This is a genomic window from Microbacterium enclense (genome assembly GCF_004022425.1).
Classification (GTDB): domain Bacteria; phylum Actinomycetota; class Actinomycetes; order Actinomycetales; family Microbacteriaceae; genus Microbacterium; species Microbacterium enclense_A.
This window is the reverse complement of sequence record NZ_RBZY01000033.1, coordinates 1-19,404: the sequence shown is the minus strand read 5'-3', so window position 1 is coordinate 19,404 and position 19,404 is coordinate 1. Positions and strand designations below refer to the sequence as shown.

The window sequence follows — 19,404 nt, the reverse complement described above, 5'->3', positions numbered from 1 at the left end:
ATGGTTCGGGATGCCGCCACGACCCCCGTGCTCCCGGGGTTCTTCCCCGACCCCTCGGTGTGCCGCGTGGGCGAGGACTACTACCTCGTCAACTCGTCGTTCGAGTACGCCCCCGGCATCCCGATCTGGCACAGCCGCGACCTGCTGACGTGGACGCAGCTCGGCAATGTCCTGACGCGCGAGACGCAGTTCCCGGCCGGGGTGTCGGCGGCGAGCCGCGGGATCTACGCGCCCACGATCCGCCACCGCGACGGCACGTTCTTCGTCGTCGGCACGAACGTCGAGCGCGGGGGCGAGCAGTTCATCGTGACGGCGACCGACCCGGCGGGGCCGTGGTCGGATCCGATCGTGTTCCCCGGCCTCGGCGGTATCGACCCGGATCTCGCGTGGGACGACGACGGCACCTGCTTCCTGACGTACTGCGCGCTCGATGAGGCGCTGCGGCCCGAGGGCGGTTCGCTGCCCGTGATCGCGCAGGCGCGCGTGGACCTCGATCGCGGCATCCGTCTGGAGGACCCGCGCGTGGTCTGGCGGGGCTCGGGCCTCGCGCATCCCGAGGGGCCGCACCTGTATCGCCGCGGCCCGTGGTGGTACCTGCTCACCGCGGAGGGCGGCACCGAACGCGGACACGCCGTGTGCGTCGCCCGGTCGCGCGCGATCGACGGTCCGTTCGAAGCCGCACCCGCGAACCCGGTCTTCAGCCGCCGCAGCACCGGTTTCCCCGTGCAGAACACCGGGCACGCCGACCTCGTCGAACGCTCCGACGGCTCGTGGGCGATGGTGTACCTCGGCGTCCGGCCGCGCGGCTTCACGCCCGGGTTCCACGTCGTGGGCCGCGAGACGTTCCTCGGCCGCATCGCGTGGGTCGACGACTGGCCCGTGGTGCACACCGACGACGTGCTGCCGGACCGCGCCGACACGGCGTTCATCGACGACTTCTCCTCCGCGCGGCTGCACCCGCGGTGGGTGTCGCCCCAGGGGGCGCTCCCCGGCCCGCATCCCGACGGCGGTCTGGCGCTGGGTTCGCACGAGGTCGCGGTGCGCGTCCGCGACCTGCGCTGGCGTTTCGAGGCGCGCGTCGACGCCTCGGCAGCCGTGTCCCTCCGGGTCCGGCTCGACGAGCGGCACTGGTGCGAGATCTCCCTCGGGTCCGGCGCGGCCGAGGTGCGGGCGCGCATCGGTCCGCTCGAGGCATCCGTGGGTTCCGGTCCTGCGGCCGGCGACGTCGTGACGCTCGTCGTCGAAGCGGTGGATGCCACCCACGACGGCCCCGACGACCTCCGGTTCGGCCTGATCGACGCGGACGGCGAGCGGTGGATCGCGGCGCTCGACGGCCGGTACCTCTCGACCGAGGTCGCGGGCGGCTTCACCGGCCGCGTGCTGGGCCTCAGTGCGCGGGGATCGGCCCCGGCGCGGGTCGTGAGCGCGCGCTATCTGCCGCTCGGCGAGGACTGACCGCCCGGCAGGCAGCTAGGCGCCGGAGGCTTCTCGCTGAGGAGTGTGCGCGGCCAGCGAGACCTCGAAGGTGGTTCCCTCGCCGGTAACGCTCGTTACCCGGATCGTGCCGTCATGGGCCTCGACCAAGGCCTGAACGATCGCGAGGCCGAGACCGGAACCGCCGGACGCGCTGCGCGCGGAGTCACCTCGCCAGAATCGTTCGAAGATGTGAGGCAACGCCTCGCTGGGGATGCCCGATCCCGAGTCACGGACCCGGATGGTGTGGCGCGCATCGCCGGCGACGACATCCACCTCGACATCACCGTCGGTGTGCTGCAGGGCGTTGCCCACGAGGTTCCGCACGACCTGCGCGAGACGTGCCCCGTCGCCGAGCACCTTCGGCTCCCCTGTCACGACGATGTCGATCGAACGAGCGGGATGAACGATGCGCGCGTCTGCGACAACATCGCGGGCGACTGTTCCGAGGTCGACTTGCTCGCTCAACAGAGGCCGCCCAGCGTCGGTGCGAGCGAGCAAGGCGAGTTCGTCGGTGAGTTCGCCGAGACGCTGGAGCTGGCGCGCAACCCTCAGCATGGCGGCATCCCGCTGCTTCTCGTCGCGGAGACCACCGCGCAGGTAGAGCTCGATCCACCCGTGCGCGGCCGTCAGCGGGGTCCGCAATTCGTGCGAGGCGTCGGCGACGAATGCCCGGACCCGATTCTCCGCGTCTTCCTGCGCGTCGAAGGCCGTGTTCACCGTGTTCGCCATGCGGGCGATCGCGGGGTCGCCCGACTCGTCGACGGGTAAGCGCAGCGTGCGGTCGCCCCCCGCGATCCGCTCGGCCCGGTTGGCCATATCCGCCAGCGGCCGCAGTCCGCGGCCGACGACGATGGCGGCGACCGCGATGAGGGCCGAGGTCGTGGCGAGCGCGACGACCACCAGGGCGGTGACGACGAGCGTGGTCGTGATGTCCCTCGGCGCGCTCCGCATGCCCAGGACGACCGCCGTGACCTCCGAGGACCTGCCGTTGTCGGCGTAGGCGAGGCCCAGGCCCTCGACGTCGATTCGTTCCGTGAGGTAAGGGCTGGACGCGCGGCTGATTTCGGGTCCCGCCTCGGCGACGATCTCGGCGACGTCCTCCGCGGGAAGCCCCGATGTCGCGACGGCTTCGTCTCCGGCGAGGAGGACGACGCCGATGTCGTTCGCGACGAAGTTCTGCAGCACGTCGAGGTCGATCGTGACGCCGCCGCTGAGGCGCAGACTCGTAAGCACGCGATCACCGGCCGCGGTCAGGCGGTCGGTGTCGCGGTTCAGCAGAATAGATGGCACCGCGACCGCCCCGATCGCGGCGAAGCCCAACACGATGACGACGACGACCAGCGAGAGACTGAGGGTCAGGCGGCCGCGGATCGAACGCATGAGCTACGCCGCCCCCGGGGCATCGATGCGGTAGCCGAACCCCCGCACCGTGACGATCATCGAGGGCTGATCGCCGTCGATCTTCCGTCGCAGACTCGAGATGAAGCGTTCGACGACATTGGCGTCGCCCCCGAAGTCGTACATCCAGATCTCCTGCAGGATCACGGTCTTGGAGAGCACCCTCCCGGCGTTGCGCATGAGCAGTTCCAGCAGGCGGAACTCCGTCGGAGACAGCTCGATGGTCGTGCCGCCTCGCGAGACGACGTGCCGGTCGACGTCGACGCGCAGGTCGGCGATCTGCAGGGTGTCGTGGGGAGCGGCCGACATGTCGCCGGTGTCCCTGCGACGCAGGATCGCTTCGATCCTCGCGATCAGTTCGATCGCGGTGAACGGCTTCACGAGGTAGTCGTCGCCGCCGAGGCGGAGGCCGCGCACGCGATCGTCGACGCCGTCGCGAGCTGACAGGAAGATGATCGGGATGCGGGCATCGCGCGCGCGGATGAGACGAGCGAGCTCGAACCCGTCCATGACCGGCATCATCACGTCGAGCACGACGACATCCGGAGAACTGGAGGAGATCGCCTCCATCGCCGCGAGCGCTCCGTCCGCGAGGACCGTGTCGAACCCGCTGAAGGTCAGCGTCGACTCGAGCATGGCTCGGATCTCTTCGTCGTCGTCGACCAGCAGCACGCGCGGGTTCATGCCGCCATCCTTTCAGCGCGCCTCCCGAACGAGGGAGACGCGGCGGGAAGCGATCGGGAGCGACGGATGCCGAGGAGCACCAGTCCGGCACCGATGAACGACCAGATGGCGAGACAGACCAGGGGGGCGACCAGGTCGGACGAGATGGTCCCCTCGGCGACCTGCGCACCGACCTGCAGGAAGGCGGAGACGGGGAGGAAGGGCGCGACGGCCGCCAGCCACGACGGCGCGGTCTGAAGGGGGAGCACGCCGGAGAGCGTCGACACCTCGAGAAGGGTGAGAAGCGCGATGGCCACGACGGCCCACCTCCCGAGCAGGACATGGAGCCCCGAGACCAGGGTGATAAAGGTCACCGCCGCCAGCGCGGCCAGCGCGCCGAACCCGAGGACCGACGCGAGGTCGACCCGGAAAATCGCGAGCATCGCAGTGACGGCGAGTCCCTGGGCCGCACCGATCGCGAGATTGCGGCGGAACAGGGCCAGTGTGAGGCGCCCGCTCGACATCGGCGAGACGAGCGCCGCCGCCGAGAGCGCTCGCGAGCGGATCGCGAGGGTGGCGATGGCGCCGATCCACAGCACCGCGGCAGTGATCACCGCGGGGAGCCACCCGGCTGCCGAGCCGGAGCTGGTCGTCGCAACGGTCACGGGCTGCGCGACCACGTCGGCGACCTGGGCGATCTGATCGTCGGTGTAGGACGGCGCCGCGGCGGCGCCGTCGCTGAGCTTGGTGGCCAACTCCTCTGCCCCGGATGCCACGTCCGTCGCGCCGGCGACCAGGTCGGTCGCACCCGTCGAAAGAGTGTCCGCACCGGTGGCGGCGGACGCCGCGGCAGCGGCGAGGCGCTCTGCGCCCGAGGCAGCGTCTCGAGCACCGGCCGCAAGATCCGCTGCGCCCTGCACGAAGGCGCCGGACGAGGCCGAAAGCGTCTGGGCTCCGCTCGCGGTCGTCGCCGCTCCCGCCGCCACCTGTCCCGCTGACGATGCGAGAGAGCCGGCAGAGGTCGCTGTGGCCGCGACAGCGGCGCAGTACTGCGCGCCCGCCGTGGGCGGGCAGGAGGAAGCGAGCGTGGCGAGGCCATCCGCCAGCTGCCGGGACCCGGCGGCGGTCGCGGACGTGGCTTCTCCGACCTGCGCCGTCCCCGCCGCGACTCCCGCGGTTCCGTCGCGCAGATCCGCCGCTCCACCCGAAAGACTCGTCGCCCCGTCCGCCACCCGACGGCTTCCGGCCGCGAGGTCGTCTGCCCCTGTGCTCAGCTGCTGAAGCCCGTCCGCCACCTCGGCGGTCCCGGAGGCGACCTGCGCCGCGCCGTCCCGGACCTGCCCGGTGCCGTCGGCCAGTTGACCGGCGCCGGTGGCGGCATCGGCGAGCGCGGTCGAGAGCTGGTCGACGCCCGTGATCGTGCTCGAGACGAACGCCGTGGTGACCTCGCGCCCGAGAGTCTCGGTGGCGGTGCGAGCAACCACCTGCGACGCCACGGATGCCGCGGCGGAGGCGCCGGGGTCGGTCTCCAGCATCACTTGGGTGGCGACAGGATCGTCGCCCCCGGCCGAGAGCACCGAGGCGGAGAACTCCTCCGGGATGGTCAGGACGGCGTAGTAGTCCCCATCCTGGAGCCCTTCGGCGGCATCCGCCTCGTCCGTCACGACCCAGCCGAGCGCGACACCGGCGTCGTCGGGGTGGACGAGCGCGTCGGTGAGGGCGCGACCCGCGGCCATGGGGCGATCGCCGGTCACGATCTTGTCGTTGTTGACGATGGCGATGGGGATGTCGTCGGACCGATTCATTCGATCAGCGAGGCTGGCGGAGGCCACTGCGGCGCCGAGGAGGGGGATGACTATCGCGACGGCGCCGGCGAGCGCGATCATGCGTCGACTTTTCAAGGTCACGCGGAGGCTCCGATCTCGAGGGGGGATGAGGATTCTTCAGCGACTGCTTCACGGACGATGACGACGCTCGCGCCAGCCGATGTGAGCGCGTGGATGTCATCGGGGCGCGAGCCGACGGGGAAGAAGATGACCCGCGCGCCGCAGGCGTAGGCCACCGCCGCCGACAGCATCTGACGGCCCGCGAGGTCGAGGTCAGCGATCCGGACGTCGAGATCGGGCACGAGGTGCTCGACGGTCTCCAGACGTCGACGCCGGCGTCGACGACCGCCACCGGCCAGGGCGATCATCGTCCTCGCGAACCTGCGCGCAGTGTCGGACCCCGAGACGTCGTCCGGCGAGACCACCGCGGTGAGACCACGTACCGCGGCGCCGCTGTCCGGCAGAACCCTGCCGGCGACGACCAACGTGCCCGAGACGAAGGCCGCGCGGCCGCTGAGCGCGGGGGCGAGGCGGTGTCCGAGCGTGTCGTCGATGGTGACGGCCTCACCGAATCGGACGTCGAGCGTGAGGGGGACATCGTCCCGATCGACCCGGAGGTCGCCGGCGCTCAGAGCGAGTGCCGCCACTGGGCCGTCGTCGACCGCCGCCTGCCGCATCACCGCCTCTCCCTCGATGTCCACGGTGGGCAGGATCCGGTCCAGCCACCGCGGCAACCACCAGGCGTGACGATGGAGCGCGAGCATGATCGCCGGGACCAGCGTCATCCTGACGAGGAAGGCGTCGACGAAGACCCCCACGGCGAGACCGACCGCGATCGGCTTGATCGTGTCCGTCCCTCCGGGGATGAACGCGACGAACACCGAGATCATGATCACCGCGGCTGCCGTGACGACCGGAGCCGAGTGTTCGAATCCACTCGTGACGGCCGCGCGCGGGTCGCGGATGTGGCTGTACTCCTCGCGCATCCGGCTGACCAAAAACATCTCGTAGTCCATGGCGAGCCCGAACAGCACGCCCATGACGAGGATCGGCAGGAAGCTCACGAGGGGACCAGGGGAGTCGCCTCCGAGCAGTGCGGGGAACCATCCCCATTGGAAGATCGCGACGATGGCTCCGAACGACGCCCCCACGGAGAGCAGGAAGCCGAGCGTCGCCTTGATCGGCACCCAGATGGAGCGGAACACCAGAAGGAGCAGTACGAGCGACAGGCCGACGACCGTGAGGGTGAACGGCACGAGGGCCGCTTGCATGCGCGCGGAGATATCGATGTTCACGGCGGTGGTCCCGGTGACGCGGATGTCGGAAATGCCGTACTGCTCCTCCCACGCCGCTGCCTCAGCGCGAAGCTCGGCGACGAGGTCGGCCGTGCGAGGGTCGTTCTGGCCGCCTTCGGGAATGACCCGGAACAGCGCGGTGTCGCCCGCCGTGTTGGGCGTCGCCAGAGGGACGGCGACGACCCCGTCGAGCTCCTCGAGGTCGTCCTGCAGCTGATCCACCACCTCCACCGGGTTGCTCGGCGAGAGCACGTCCGCCGTGATGAGGAGCGGAGCGTTCCATCCGGGGCCGAAGGATGCCGCGATGGCGTCGTAGTGATCGCGGGGGATCGTACCGACCGGCTGGGTGCTCGCATCCCGCAGGCCCAGTTGCATCGACATCGTCGGTACCGCGACGACTCCCAACCCGAGCACGACCAGCACGATGGTGATGGCCGGCGCACGGGTCACCAACCTCACCCACCGCTGCGCGAGCGGCGGTCTCGATGCTCGTTTCGTGGACCTGGCGCGATCCCGTGGTCGCAGGCGTGCGCCCGCGAGCAGCGCGACGGCGGGCAGCAGGGTGAGCGCGACCAGAACCCCCATCGTCACCGCGAGCGCCCCGCCCACCGCCATCGTCGTCAGCGTCGGGATGCCGACGACCAACAGTCCACCGAGCGCGATGACGACGGTGATACCCGCGAAGACCACGGCGCTTCCGGCGGTGCCCAGGGCCCGTGCCATCGCCTCCTGGGGCGACTGCCCCCGCGCGAGTTCGTGGCGGTGGCGGGAGAGGACGAAGAGGGAGTAGTCGATGGCCACGGCGAGCCCGAGCATGCTCGAGAACGCCGAGGTCGACGGGGAGATCGCGGTGAGATGCGAGGCGAGGAACAGTGCGCCGAGCGTCGTGCCCACGCTCGTAAGCGCACCCACGAGCGGCATACCGGCGGCCAACAGGGATCCGAAGACGATGATCAGAACCAGAAGGGCGATGGCGAGGCCGATCACCTCGCCGAGGTGGCTCTGTTCTTCTTGAATGTTGTAGGCGCTTCCGCCGATGGTGGAGGTGACACCGTCGGTGTCTGCGGCGGCCGCGTCCTGGACGGCGTCGAGCACCGACTCGGAGGGTTTCCGGTCATCGAACTGGACGTTCGCGAGCGCCGCGTCGCCCCCGTCGTCGATCGTCAGGCCGTCGACGGAGCTGACCCCGGCGACACCGTCCACGGCGGCGATACGGTCGAGGCGCGCCTGCATGACCGCGCGGTCGTCCGCGCCGGTGATGTCACCGTCGTCCGCGCGGAACAGCAGCTGAGCGCTGGCTCCCGACGCCGACGATCCGAAGCGCGTCGCCAGGACGTCCTGCCCTTCCTGGGACTCGGTGCCCGGGATGGAGTTGTCGTCTTCGAACGCCGCTCCCGTCCCGAAGCCCACCCCGCCGATCAGCAGCAGCACTGCCGTCCAGACGCCGATGACGGCAAGACGGTGGCGGCCGATGAAGCGGCCGAGGCGATGAAGAGCGAGTGACATGGGTCCTCCGGAGCGAACGTGGAATCGCCTCCCATTCGAGTGGTCGGGCCTGACGGTCGCCGCGGTGCCGACCTGACGATCTCCTGACGGCATCCAGGCTGGCGACTGTTGTCAGCGACCCGTCAGGACTTCGCCAGCGTCCGTGCCCGTCTTCCGCAAGCCCGCCGTGCTCGACTCGCGGCATGGCCCTCACCCGCTCCTGTCGCGCTGTTCTCATTTCGCTCGGCTCGGTCCTCGTCGTGGTCGTCACCGTCGCCATCGTCGGGGAGATCACGGTCCGTGGGCGTATCGATGACCGCCTCGGGGCTCTCTCCGAGCACGTCCCGGGCGTGCACGCCACATCCGCCGGAGGGTTCGCGCTGTGGTCGCTCGCGACCGGGAACGTGGAAATGGATGTCGCTCTGGACGACGCCGCGGTGGCGAACGTCCTCGAATGCCGCACGGGCAAAGACGTCGAGGTCGCCACGAGCGCCGACGGCATCGCTGTGCAGACCGCCCTCGACCTCCGCGGCAGGTCCGTTCCGGCGCGCGCCACGTTCGTCGCCGACAGCCGCGATGGCGAGTGGGTGCTGACCGCCGAGAGTGTCGACGTCGGGGGGTTCCCCCTCCCGCCGTCAGCGGTCGGAAGGCTCCTCGGCGATCGGGCGCCCGAGTGGCTCTCCGCCGGATTCCCCCTGCCCTCGATGGGTGGGCTCACCGTGACAGGCGTCCGCCTCGCAGCGGGAGAAGCGCACCTGATGGTCACCGCACCCCTCGACGCGGGCGGCTCGTCCTCCACCCGCCCGCTCGCCGACCTCTCGTGCGACCCGACGTCACCCCAGGAGTCCCGATGAATACGCCTTCTTCCGACGAGTCCGCGTCGGACGCGACGGCCGACCACGCGGGCGGTCGACCGCGACGCACGCGCCGCCAGTTCCTCTGGGGCGCCGGCCTCGGTGCGCTCACCGCGGGGGCGGCGGTCGGCGTGGGAATGCCGGTCATCCACGGCCTGGCGTCCACCCCACCCCCGCCCCGCACTGTTGCGCCGGCGCCCGGCTCCCTACGAATCGACCACGTCACGGTGGTCGACCCGCGCGACGGGAGCCGGCGGGACGACGCTTCCATCCTGATCCGCGACGGGCGGATCATCGCGGTCGGGGACGTGGCATCCCTCGCATCGGATCCGAACCCCCCGGTGGTCGATGGCGCTGGGCGCTTCGCCGTGCCCGGGTACAACAACATGCACACGCACGCTCTTCAAGCGCAGAATCCCGCTCTGATGATGGCCACCATGCTCGCGGAGGGGGTCACGGGCATGCGGCAGATGCTGGGGACGTCCGAGATGCTCGCCCACCGTGCCGCCAGCCGGCTGCCACTGTCGGTGCATGCACCGCGTCTGCTCGCGATGCCGGGTGACATCCTCACGCCTTTCAACGCGGGATCCGTGGATGCCGTGCAGAAGGTGATCGATGCCCAGTACGACGGCGGTGCTGACTTCATCAAGATGGTTCTCACCGATCGTGACGTGTTCTTCGCGGCGATCGAGCGCGCCCACGCGAGGGGTCTGCGTATCGCCGGGCACCTGCCGGAATCCGTTCTCCCGTCGGAAGCCTCGGCGGCAGGATTCGATTCCATCGAACACTTCGGTGCCTCCGACGGGATCTGGATCGAGACCTCGTCCCGCCGTGAAGACCTGTGGGCAGCCGACGAGACCGGGCTGCCCGTGCCGGCGTGGATCGCCGGCCTTCCCGGAGTCGGCGAGGTCTACACGGCCACCACGGCGAAGAACCTGATCAACCCCGCAGCCTTCGATTCGCCGGAGGCCGTCGCTTTCAAACGGGAAGCGGTGCAGGCATTCGATGAGGGCGCAGCTCGTGCGCTCGCCGCGACCTTCGTGCAGAACGACACCTGGCACGCGCCCACCTTGGTGCGCCTGCGCACCCAGTACCTCATGGACGACGCCGAGTACGAGGACGACCCGTGGCTGACCTTGATGACGCAAGACGTCCGCCGTGACTACGACGATGTCCTGACGACCTTTCGCGACCTCCCGGACGTGGTGCGCGAGAGTTACCGCGAGGTCTACGACGCGGTGCTGCGGGTGACGAAGATCCTGCACGACGAGGGGGTGCCGATGATGGCCGCCACCGATGGGCAGGGCAAGGCCCCGGGCCAGCGCCTGCAGCTCGAGTTCCAGGAGCTGGCCAAAGCCGGCATCCCGCCCCTGGACGTCCTTCGGATGGCCACCACCGCGCCTGCTCGATACCTCGGCCGGACGGCGACGATGGGCGTCATCGCACCGGGGGCGGATGCCGACCTGCTTCTGCTTGCCACGGACCCGACGGTGGACGTGGCCGCTCTGGGATCCATCACCGCCGTCGTCCGCGACGGCCACCATCTGCCCATCGAGGACCTCGACGCGCTCATCGAGCGGCTGGCCGAGCAGCCGGGGGAGGGGAGCGTCCTCGGGTTCACGGAGGGCACCGCATACCGGTGTTGCTGAAAGCAGGCGGATCCGGCTCGGGGTGGAGCGGACCGGCGACGAGAAGGGCGCGCTATCTGTCGCTCGGCGAGGACTGAACCGGCACGCGCACGAGATCGGCGCCGTTCTCGTCGCCGGTGGAGACGAGGACCGTGTCCTCGTCGAGCCAGACGAAACCGCGGGGGACGCATGGTCCGTCGATGCGGGACGATCCGGTGTCGCCGATCGTGAGCCACCTCTCACAGTCCCGGTCGCCGTCGGCGGTGGCCACCACGCGGCCCGCGCGACTGATCGCGAGACCCGTGCTCTCGGAGGGAAGCGCCCACTCGGTCAAGGTGCCGTCGTTCGGGAAGAGCCGGGCCACGCCGTCCGCGGTCGTCACGGCGATCGTTCCCGTCGCGTCCGCGGCGATCGCGGCGCGACGGCCGTCCCCGGCGAGCTCTACCAGATCGGCGATCTCGCCGGTCGGGCTCGCCCGTCTCACGTTGAAGGACCGCTCGTCGTCCGCCGCGAACGAGACGAAGACGACGTCGTCGCCCACGACGGCCAGATCTCCCACCGGGGACTCCTGATGCGCGACGACCGTGTGCTCACCGGTCGCGGCGTCGAACGCGACGATGTCTCCGAACGCCTCGCCGTCGCTCCACACCGCGCTGAGGAAGAGGCGGTCGTCGCCGCCCGCGGCGAGAGCCGTGATCGTCCACGGCGAGGGGAGGAAACCGAGCTCGATCTGTCTTTCGACGCGTCCGGAGGGGTCGATCTCGACCGCCGTCGACCCGCCCAGGCCCCAGATCTCGCCCGAGGGGGCGCGATCCAGCGCGACGGGGAAACCGGGTCCGTTCGTCGGAGCCGCCCCGCCGGGCATGCCCGGCGCCGCACTCGCACACGCGGTCAGGACCAGCGCGGCCGCGAGCGCGGTGACGGAGCCGGCCGCTCGGCGCGCGATCCGGACGGTGGATCGGTCGATCATCGTGCCCCCCGGGTGGATGCCGTGAACACCAGTCTGCCGTCGTTCCGACCCGGGCCCGCGCCACCCGGCACTCCGTGACCGTACGTTCACCTCCCCTGAACCCGCGCGCCACCCCGCACGCGTGCGCGCCTCGGAGACGGGGCCGTTGTCGGAATCCGACGCCGGATCGCGGCATCCGTTGTGCACCTCATGCGGTGCGGGGCATGGCGCGACCGTTAGCGTAGGGACATGACCCCGCTCGACGACCCGGCTCTCGTGCGCGTTCTGGCGGCCAACGGCACGCTCGCGCCCACTCCTGAGGCCGAGCGCTATCTGCCGCTGATCGACGCCCTCACCGACGCCGAACTCGAGACGTTCTACCGCGACATGGTCTCGATCCGCGCCTTCGACGTGCAGGCGACGAACCTGCAGCGTCAAGGGCAGCTCGCGCTGTGGCCGCCGTCCTTCGGCCAGGAGGCCGCGCAGGTCGGCTCGGCTCGCGCCGCCCGGCCGCAGGACCACATCTTCCCGTCGTACCGCGAGCACGTCGTGACGCGCATCCGCGGCGTCGACCCGCTCGACATCATCCGCCTCATGCGCGGACTCACGCACGGCGGGTGGGATCCGTCCGACCCGAAGAACGGCAACACCCACATCTACACGCTCGTCCTCGGGGCCCAGACGCTGCACGCCACCGGCCTCGGTATGGGGCTCGTGTTCGACGGCAAGTGCGGCACCGGAGACCCCGAGCGCGACGAAGCCGTCATCGTCTACTACGGCGACGGCGCCTCCAGCCAGGGCGACGTGCACGAGGCGATGGTGTTCGCCGCGAGCTTCCAGACCCCCGAGGTGTTCTTCCTGCAGAACAACCAGTGGGCCATCTCGGTGCCCGTCGCCACCCAGTCGCGCACGCCGCTGTACAAGCGCGCCGCGGGGTACGGCATGCCGAGCATCCAGGTCGACGGGAACGACGTGCTCGCCAGCTACGCCGTGTCGAAGGCCGCGCTCGACGAGGCTCGCGCCGGTGGTGGTCCCCGCGCGATCGAGGCGATGACCTACCGCCGCGGCGCCCACACCACGAGCGACGACCCGACGAAGTACCGCACCTCCGCCGAAGAAGAGGCGTGGGCGGGGCGCGACCCCATCGCCCGCCTGCGCACCTTCCTCGAGGCCCGCGGTGCATCGGAGCAGTTCTTCGAGGACGCGGATGCCGAGGGCCGCGCGCTCGCCGATGACGTCCGTGTACGCACCAACGAGCTGGGCGGGCTGCCGCGGTCGCACATGTTCGACAGCGTCTACTCCGAGGCCCACGCGCTCATCACCGAGGAGCAGCGCTGGCTCGACGACTACGAGGCGTCGATGGAAGGGGGAGCGCAATGACCGAGAACATGCCGATCAGCCGCGCGCTCAACGCCGGCCTCCGTCGCTCGCTCGAGACGAACGACCGCGTCCTCCTCATGGGCGAGGACATCGGTCCGCTCGGCGGTGTCTTCCGCGTCACCGAGGGGCTGCAGAGCGACTTCGGCCCCCGCCGCGTGATCGACTCCCCGCTCGCGGAGTCGGGCATCGTCGGCACCGCGATCGGACTCGCGATGGGCGGCTTCCGTCCCGTCCTCGAGATCCAGTTCGACGGGTTCGTCTTCCCCGCGTTCGACCAGATCACCTCGCAGCTGGCGAAGATCACGAACCGCCACGAGGGTGCGCTGCAGATGCCCGTCGTCATCCGCATTCCCTACGGCGGGCACATCGGCGCGATCGAACACCACCAGGAGAGCCCCGAGGCGTACTTCACGCACACTCCGGGCCTGCGGGTCGTGAGCCCCTCGACCGCGAACGACGCGTACTGGATGATCCAGCAGGCGATCGACTCGCCCGACCCCGTCGTCTTCCTCGAACCGAAGGCGAAGTACTGGCAGAAGGGCGAGGTCGACACCGACGCCCCCGCGCTGCCGCTCCACGCGAGCCGGGTCGTCCGCCGCGGCACCGACGTCACGCTCGTCGGCCACGGTGCGATGGTGACGACTCTGCTGCAGGCCGCGTCCCTCGCGGAGAGCGAGGGCACGAGCTGCGAGGTCATCGACCTGCGCTCGCTGTCACCGGTCGACTACGGCCCCATCCTGGACTCGGTGCGCCGCACCGGGCGCATGGTCTACGCGCAGGAGGCGCCGGGCTTCACCTCGCTCGGCTCCGAGATCGCGGCGACCGTCACGGAGAAGGCGTTCTTCGCGCTCGAGGCGCCGGTGCTGCGGGTGTCGGGCTTCGACGTGCCGTTCCCGCCCGCAAAGCTCGAGGGGACGTACCTCCCCGACGCCGATCGCATCCTCGAGGCCGTCGACCGTTCGCTGGCCTACTGACCCCCCCGCCCCCGTGGACCGCGAGACTGCACTCCACCGACGAGACCGCGGCATTCCGCCGCTGCCTCGTCAGTGAGATGCTGTCTCGCGAGCAAAGGACATCACCGTGACCGAGCAGACCTTCGTCCTCCCCGACGTCGGTGAAGGACTCACCGAGGCCGAGATCGTCCAGTGGCGCGTCGCGCCGGGCGACACCGTCGCCGTCAACGACGTGATCGTCGAGATCGAGACCGCGAAGTCGCTCGTCGAGTTGCCGTCGCCGTTCTCGGGCACGGTCGGCGAGCTGTTGGCATCCGAGGGCTCCACGGTCGAGGTCGGCGCCCCGATCATCACGATCGGATCGGCGGATGCCGCGCCCCCCGCGCCCGCGCAGCCGACCACCGTTCCCGAGCCCGACGACGCCGGCGGGGCCGTGCTGGTCGGCTACGGCACCGGGGGCGCCGTGTCGTCGCGGCGGCGGAAGCCCGCGGAGCGTCCGGTCAAGGCATCCGTCGGGGTCGTCGCGAAGCCCCCGATCCGCAAGCTCGCGCGCGACCTCGGCGTCGATCTGGCGGCCGTGACGCCCAGCGGACCCGCCGGCGAGGTCACGCGACAGGACGTCGTGAAGCACGCCGAGCAGGCCAGCGTCTTCCGCAACATCGAGACGCCCGAGTGGGGCGCGGTGCGCGAGGAGACCATCCCGGTCGCCGCCCCCGCCGCGCCCGCCTCGATCGATGATGCGCGCGAGGAGTCGATCCCCGTCCGCGGCGTCCGCAAGGCCACGGCCACCGCGATGACCTCGAGCGCCTACTCGGCCCCGCACGTCTCTGTGTGGGTCGACGTCGACGCGTCGCGCACGATGGAGCTCGTCAAGCGCCTGAAGGCCTCGCCCGACTTCGCCGACGTGAAGATCTCGCCGCTGCTGATCATGGCGCGCGCCGTGATGTGGGCGCTCCGCCGCACCCCGATGATCAACGCCGCGTGGGTCGACACCGAGGACGGTGCGCAGATCCGGGTGCGCCACTACGTCAACCTCGGTATCGCCGCCGCCACCCCGCGGGGCCTGCTCGTGCCGAACATCAAGGACGCGCAGGCGATGAACACGCGCGAACTCGCCAAGGCGCTGGAGAACCTCACGCTCACCGCACGCGAGGGCAAGACGAGCCCCGCCGATCAGGCGGGCGGCACGTTCACGATCACGAACATCGGCGTGTTCGGAGTGGATGCCGGCACCCCGATCATCAACCCCGGCGAGGCGGGCATCATCGCGCTGGGGGCGATCCGCCAGAAGCCGTGGGTCGTCGACGGCGAGGTGCGCCCCCGGTGGGTGACCACGGTCTCGGGCTCGTTCGATCACCGTGTGGTCGACGGCGACGGCATCTCGCGCTTCATCGCCGACGTGGCATCCGTTCTGGAGGAGCCGGCGCTGCTGCTCGACTGACCGTGACCCTTGTCGGGGGACTCACTCCGGCAGCGACGGGTGCTTGTCGATCGGCACGCGCCGCGTCGGGATGAGCAGCGCCAGCACCAGCGCGACGATCGCCGCACCGAGGCCGAGGGCGAACGAGACCTGGAACGCCTGTGTCGTGGGGACGCGCGTCTCGCCGTCGCCGGTCGACAGGGTAGCCAGGATGACACCGACGACCGCGGCCGACGTGCTCGTTCCGAGGGAGCGGGCAAGAGCGTTCAACCCGTTCGACGCGCCGGTCTCGCTCTGCGGCACCGAGCGCATGATGAGCATCGGCATGGCGGCATAGCCGAAGCCGATCCCGAAGCCGATGAGGATGTTCGCGACGACGAAGTGCCAGACCTCGGTCGAGAAGATCAGGCTGAACCCGTAGGCGACGATGAGCGACACGGCCCCCGCCACCAGCAGCACACGCGGCCCGATGGTGCGAGCCAGCGCACCCGACAGCGGGGAGAGCACCATCATGACCAGACCTGACGGCATCACGACCAGACTCGCGGCGAGCAGCGACAGCCCGAGACCGACTCCGGTGGAGGTGGGGAGCTCGAGCATCTGCGGGTGCGACACGTTCGAGGTGAACAGTGCGAAGCCCATCGCGACGGATGCCAGATTCGTCAGCAGCACGGGGCGGCGGGCAGCGACCCGCAGGTCGAGGAGCGGTTCGTCGATGCGGAGCTCGTACCAGCCCCACGCGATCAGGACCAGGATGCCGCCGATCGCCAAGCCGAGGGTCAGCGGCGACGTCCATCCCCACGCGTTGCCGCGCGAGACCGCGAGCAGCACGCCGATGAGTCCGGCGGCGAGTCCGATCGCGCCCACGTAGTCGAAGCGTCCGGCGGTGCGGAGAACGCTCACCGGTACGATCCAGATCACCAGCGCGAACACGACCGTCCCGAGCCCGGCCGCGATCCAGAACAGCCAATGCCAGTCCGCGTTCTCGGACACGAGTGCGCTGATGGGCAGGCCGAGCGCGCCGCCGACGCCGAGCGTGGCGCTCATGAGGGCGATCGCGCTGTCGACCCGGTTCTCGTGCAGCACGTCCCGCAGGATCGAGATGCCGAGCGGCACGACGCCCACCACCGCGCCCTGCAGTGCGCGGCCGACGATCATCCCGATGATCCCGCCCGACAGTGCGGCGACGACCGACCCGAGGACCATGATCGCCAGGAGCACGAGCACGATGCGTCGCTTGCCGTACATGTCACCCAACCGCCCCGCGATCGGAGTGATGACTGCAGCAGCCAGCAGGGTGGACGTGACGACCCACGCGGTGTCGTCGCGTGACGCGTTCAGCAGTTCGGGAAGCTGTGACTGGATGGGCACCACGAGGGTGAACATGAACGACGAGCACAACCCCGCGAGTGCCAGCACCGCGACCACCGCGCCGTTCGGGGTGCTTCGGGACAGTCTTCCGCGCGCCTTCTCGTCCCGTGACATCGCTCTCAGGCTATCCGTCCGGGCAGGGGAGTCGGGTCTCGGAGCGCGGTATTGAAACGCATCAACGCCCGGCTGGGATCGGCTAGCATCCGAGAGGACGGTCGAAGCGGACACGGAGGGGCGCAGGTGTCGAACGGTATGCGAACGCCGAGCATGGCCGATGTCGCGCGCGTCGCGGGGGTGGCCCTCGGCACGGTCTCGAACGTCCTCAATCACCCCGCGAAGGTCTCGCCGGCCACGCTCGCAAAGGTGCAGGGGGCGATCGCCGAGTTGGGCTTCGTGCGGAACTCGAACGCTCAGCAGTTGGCAGCGGGCCGCTCTCGCAGCATCGGCCTCGTCGTCATCGACATCAGCAACTCGCTGTTCGTGGACATCGCCCGGGGTGCCCAGAGGTTCGCCGCCGAGCTGGGAATGAACGTGCTCGTGGCCAACAGCGACAACCGGATCGATCAGCAGCGCGCCGACCTGGACTTCTTCGACGAGGCCCGGGTCAGTGGCATCCTGTTGGCTCCGATGCAGGACGCCGGGGACGACGTCGCACGCATCCGCAACCATGGCCGGCCGACGGTCGTGCTCAACTACGACTCGGGCAAGGGCGACTGCTGCCAGGTGCTGATCGACAACGAGGAGGTCGGATACCTCGCGGCGCGGCACCTCATCGACCTGGGACGAACCCGCCTGGCCTTCGTCGGCGGTCGCGACTACCTCCAGCCCGTCGCCCTGCGCCGTCGTGGCGTACGTCGCGCCGTCGAGGAAGAGGGCGGACGCGTCACGTTGCAGGAAGTGCCCACCGAGAACCTCGACCCCCCCGGCGGCCTTCGAGCAGGTGAGGAACTGGCGGGGGAGGTGCGCGCCGGTCGCCTCGACGGTGTCATCGCCGTCACCGACCTCCTGGGAATGGCGATCATCCAGGTGTTCAACGCGCACAGCATCGACGTGCCCGGCGATGTGGCCGTGATGGGCTGCGACCACAACTCCGCGGCGTGGGGCGGGATGATCCCGCTGACGTCCGTGCAGATGCAGGGGCTCGACATGGGACGCGAGGCGGTCCGTCTGCTCCTGGCGGAGATCGACGAGGGCGCCGAGCACGCGCATGTCACGACGGTGCTGCGGCCGGAGCTCGTGGTGCGCGAGAGCACGGTCGGGCGCCTTCGGGCCGCGCTCGCGGAAAACTGAAGCGTTTCAAAAAGTTCTTGACTCCAAGTGGAGCCCCTTGCATAATCCTCTTGAAGCGCTTCAATGACGGAGGCGCGTTTTCAAGGAGGAAAAGTGTCCACAGCATTCACGCGGTCACGGCGGACGGTCGCCATCGTCGCGACAGGTGCCGCCGCGCTCCTGGCCCTCACCGCCTGCGCGGGCGGCGGAGGCAACGCGGCCGGCGCATCGACGTTCTCGTTCTTGGTCAACCAGGAGAACACCACGATCCCCGAGCTCCTGACCAGCCTCAGCACCGACCAGTGCAAGGCCGAGAACGACGCGCAGCCTCTCGAGGTCGAGACGGTCCCGCAGACGCAGCTCGACCAGAAGCTGCAGTTGCTCGCCGGCCAGAACGCCCTGCCCGTCCAGTACGCCGCCGGCAATGCGCCCGCCCTCACGAAGGAGCTGGCAGACGGCGGTCAAGTGCTCGACCTGGAGCAGACGCTCACCGACCTCGGTGTCATCGACAAGATCCAGCCCGCCGCGATCTCCACCATCGAGCAGCTGTACGGCGGGTTCAACGTGCTGCCGTACCAGTACAACATCGAGGGAATCTGGTACAACAAGACGCTCCTCAGCGACAACGGCATCCAGGTCCCCGAAACCTGGGACGAACTCACCGCGGCCGCCGCCGCACTCCAGGGAGCCGGCGTCCAGCCGTTCTCCGCCTCGGGCGAGCAGGGCTGGCCGATCACCCGACTGATCAGCGGTTACCTCTTCCGCGACCTCGGTCCGGACGCGATGCAGAAGGTCGCCGACGGCGAAGCGGAACTGACCGACCCTGAATACGTCGCCGCGGCTCAGGCCATCGCCGATCTCGGCACGGCCGGCTACTTCGGTCAGGGTGTGGGCTCGATCGACTACGACACCGCGTTCAACACCTTCCTCACCGGGAAGGCGGCCTTCTTCTACATGGGCAGCTGGGCGCTGGCGAACTTCGCCGATGAGGCGGCGAACCAGATCGGATCCGAGAACATCGGGTTCCTGCCGTTCCCGAACGTGACCGGCGGCGCGGGCGACGCCAGCCAGACGCCCGCCAACGTGGGCCTGCCCATGGCGTTGTCGGCCAAGGCGTACAACGACAACACCGGCGCATGGCTGACGTGCATCGCGAACAACTACGGTGCCGCGTCGCTGTCGCAGGCCGACACCATCTCGGGATTCACGGTGGACGGCGACGTCGAGGTCGACGATCTCACCGCTCTCGTGCAGGACCAGATCTCCTCCACCCAGGAGTCTGTGCTGTGGTTCGAGGCGCTGTTCAGCGCGAAGGCCACCGAGACGAGCCAGAAGAATGCGGCACAGCTTCTCACCGGCGCGACCTCGCCCCAGGACTTCATGAACCTGGTGCAGGCCGACCTGGGCTGACGCGTCCTCCGAGGCGGGGGCGACCAC

Annotated in this window: 14 protein-coding genes; 8 read left to right on the top strand and 6 right to left on the bottom strand. The window is 69.9% G+C overall.

What is annotated here, in order from left to right:
* The gene (locus tag D8Y23_RS10185; RefSeq protein WP_128218031.1) at positions 1-1,455 is read left to right on the top strand and encodes a glycoside hydrolase family 43 protein; all 1,455 of its coding nucleotides are present in this window, start codon (positions 1-3) and stop codon (positions 1,453-1,455) included.
* A 15-nt stretch (positions 1,456-1,470) separates the two neighbouring features.
* Here the strand turns inward: D8Y23_RS10185 and D8Y23_RS10180 are convergent, their stop codons facing one another.
* Genes D8Y23_RS10180 through D8Y23_RS10165 form a run of 4 tightly spaced genes read right to left on the bottom strand, consistent with a single transcriptional unit; the run spans position 1,471 to position 8,164 of the window.
* Positions 1,471-2,856: a sensor histidine kinase gene (locus D8Y23_RS10180; RefSeq protein ID WP_128218030.1), complete on the bottom strand. Its 1,386-nt coding sequence runs from the start codon at positions 2,854-2,856 to the stop codon at positions 1,471-1,473.
* A gap of 3 nt (positions 2,857-2,859) precedes the next feature.
* The gene (locus D8Y23_RS10175) at positions 2,860-3,558 is read right to left on the bottom strand and encodes a response regulator transcription factor (RefSeq protein ID WP_128218029.1); all 699 of its coding nucleotides are present in this window, start codon (positions 3,556-3,558) and stop codon (positions 2,860-2,862) included.
* Complete coding sequence (locus D8Y23_RS10170; RefSeq protein ID WP_275087505.1) at positions 3,555-5,444, bottom strand: YhgE/Pip domain-containing protein; 1,890 nt, start codon at positions 5,442-5,444, stop codon at positions 3,555-3,557. The genes D8Y23_RS10175 and D8Y23_RS10170 overlap by 4 nt, the downstream gene beginning before the upstream one ends.
* Positions 5,441-8,164: an MMPL family transporter gene (locus D8Y23_RS10165; protein WP_164878201.1), complete on the bottom strand. Its 2,724-nt coding sequence runs from the start codon at positions 8,162-8,164 to the stop codon at positions 5,441-5,443. Before D8Y23_RS10165 ends, D8Y23_RS10170 begins: the two co-directional genes overlap by 4 nt.
* Positions 8,165-8,346: 182 nt before the next feature.
* Between D8Y23_RS10165 and D8Y23_RS10160 the strand changes: the two genes are divergently transcribed.
* Both D8Y23_RS10160 and D8Y23_RS10155 read left to right on the top strand, forming a co-directional pair.
* Positions 8,347-8,997: an LmeA family phospholipid-binding protein gene (locus tag D8Y23_RS10160; protein ID WP_128218026.1), complete on the top strand. Its 651-nt coding sequence runs from the start codon at positions 8,347-8,349 to the stop codon at positions 8,995-8,997.
* Entirely contained in the window at positions 8,994-10,646 is a 1,653-nt protein-coding gene (locus D8Y23_RS10155; protein ID WP_128218025.1) for an amidohydrolase family protein, read from the top strand. Before D8Y23_RS10160 ends, D8Y23_RS10155 begins: the two co-directional genes overlap by 4 nt.
* Positions 10,647-10,698: 52 nt before the next feature.
* Here the strand turns inward: D8Y23_RS10155 and D8Y23_RS10150 are convergent, their stop codons facing one another.
* On the bottom strand, positions 10,699-11,595 hold the full coding sequence (locus D8Y23_RS10150; RefSeq protein WP_128218024.1) for a hypothetical protein: 897 nt from the start codon (positions 11,593-11,595) through the stop codon (positions 10,699-10,701).
* Between the two features lie 228 nt (positions 11,596-11,823).
* On the opposite strand from D8Y23_RS10150, the gene D8Y23_RS10145 reads away from it, so the two are divergent.
* The 3 genes from D8Y23_RS10145 (at position 11,824) to D8Y23_RS10135 (ending at position 15,348) form a co-directional block, all read left to right on the top strand.
* Positions 11,824-12,954 (top strand): thiamine pyrophosphate-dependent dehydrogenase E1 component subunit alpha, encoded by a 1,131-nt coding sequence (locus tag D8Y23_RS10145; RefSeq protein ID WP_128218023.1) that lies wholly within the window; start codon positions 11,824-11,826, stop codon positions 12,952-12,954.
* Positions 12,951-13,928 (top strand): alpha-ketoacid dehydrogenase subunit beta, encoded by a 978-nt coding sequence (locus D8Y23_RS10140; protein ID WP_128218022.1) that lies wholly within the window; start codon positions 12,951-12,953, stop codon positions 13,926-13,928. Before D8Y23_RS10145 ends, D8Y23_RS10140 begins: the two co-directional genes overlap by 4 nt.
* Before the next feature lie 106 nt (positions 13,929-14,034).
* Complete coding sequence (locus D8Y23_RS10135) at positions 14,035-15,348, top strand: dihydrolipoamide acetyltransferase family protein (RefSeq protein ID WP_128218021.1); 1,314 nt, start codon at positions 14,035-14,037, stop codon at positions 15,346-15,348.
* 21 nt (positions 15,349-15,369) lie between these two features.
* Here the strand turns inward: D8Y23_RS10135 and D8Y23_RS10130 are convergent, their stop codons facing one another.
* Complete coding sequence (locus D8Y23_RS10130) at positions 15,370-16,812, bottom strand: MFS transporter (RefSeq protein ID WP_128218020.1); 1,443 nt, start codon at positions 16,810-16,812, stop codon at positions 15,370-15,372.
* Positions 16,813-16,938: 126 nt separating this feature from the next.
* Between D8Y23_RS10130 and D8Y23_RS10125 the strand changes: the two genes are divergently transcribed.
* Both D8Y23_RS10125 and D8Y23_RS10120 read left to right on the top strand, forming a co-directional pair.
* Complete coding sequence (locus D8Y23_RS10125) at positions 16,939-17,988, top strand: LacI family DNA-binding transcriptional regulator (RefSeq protein WP_205797001.1); 1,050 nt, start codon at positions 16,939-16,941, stop codon at positions 17,986-17,988.
* 93 nt (positions 17,989-18,081) lie between these two features.
* A complete protein-coding gene (locus tag D8Y23_RS10120) occupies positions 18,082-19,377 on the top strand; it encodes an ABC transporter substrate-binding protein (RefSeq protein WP_240663865.1) in 1,296 nt (431 codons plus the stop codon).
* Positions 19,378-19,404 lie beyond the last annotated feature (27 nt).

What these genes read in the sequence shown, in the direction of transcription:
- D8Y23_RS10185 (WP_128218031.1), top strand. Translation starts at nt 1, where the DNA reads ATGGTTCGGGATGCCGCCACGACCCCCGTGCTCCCGGGGTTCTTCCCC.
- D8Y23_RS10180 (WP_128218030.1), bottom strand. Translation starts at nt 2,856, where the DNA reads ATGCGTTCGATCCGCGGCCGCCTGACCCTCAGTCTCTCGCTGGTCGTC.
- D8Y23_RS10175 (WP_128218029.1), bottom strand. Translation starts at nt 3,558, where the DNA reads ATGAACCCGCGCGTGCTGCTGGTCGACGACGACGAAGAGATCCGAGCC.
- D8Y23_RS10165 (WP_164878201.1), bottom strand. Translation starts at nt 8,164, where the DNA reads ATGTCACTCGCTCTTCATCGCCTCGGCCGCTTCATCGGCCGCCACCGT.
- D8Y23_RS10160 (WP_128218026.1), top strand. Translation starts at nt 8,347, where the DNA reads ATGGCCCTCACCCGCTCCTGTCGCGCTGTTCTCATTTCGCTCGGCTCG.
- D8Y23_RS10155 (WP_128218025.1), top strand. Translation starts at nt 8,994, where the DNA reads ATGAATACGCCTTCTTCCGACGAGTCCGCGTCGGACGCGACGGCCGAC.
- D8Y23_RS10150 (WP_128218024.1), bottom strand. Translation starts at nt 11,595, where the DNA reads ATGATCGACCGATCCACCGTCCGGATCGCGCGCCGAGCGGCCGGCTCC.
- D8Y23_RS10145 (WP_128218023.1), top strand. Translation starts at nt 11,824, where the DNA reads ATGACCCCGCTCGACGACCCGGCTCTCGTGCGCGTTCTGGCGGCCAAC.
- D8Y23_RS10140 (WP_128218022.1), top strand. Translation starts at nt 12,951, where the DNA reads ATGACCGAGAACATGCCGATCAGCCGCGCGCTCAACGCCGGCCTCCGT.
- D8Y23_RS10130 (WP_128218020.1), bottom strand. Translation starts at nt 16,812, where the DNA reads ATGTCACGGGACGAGAAGGCGCGCGGAAGACTGTCCCGAAGCACCCCG.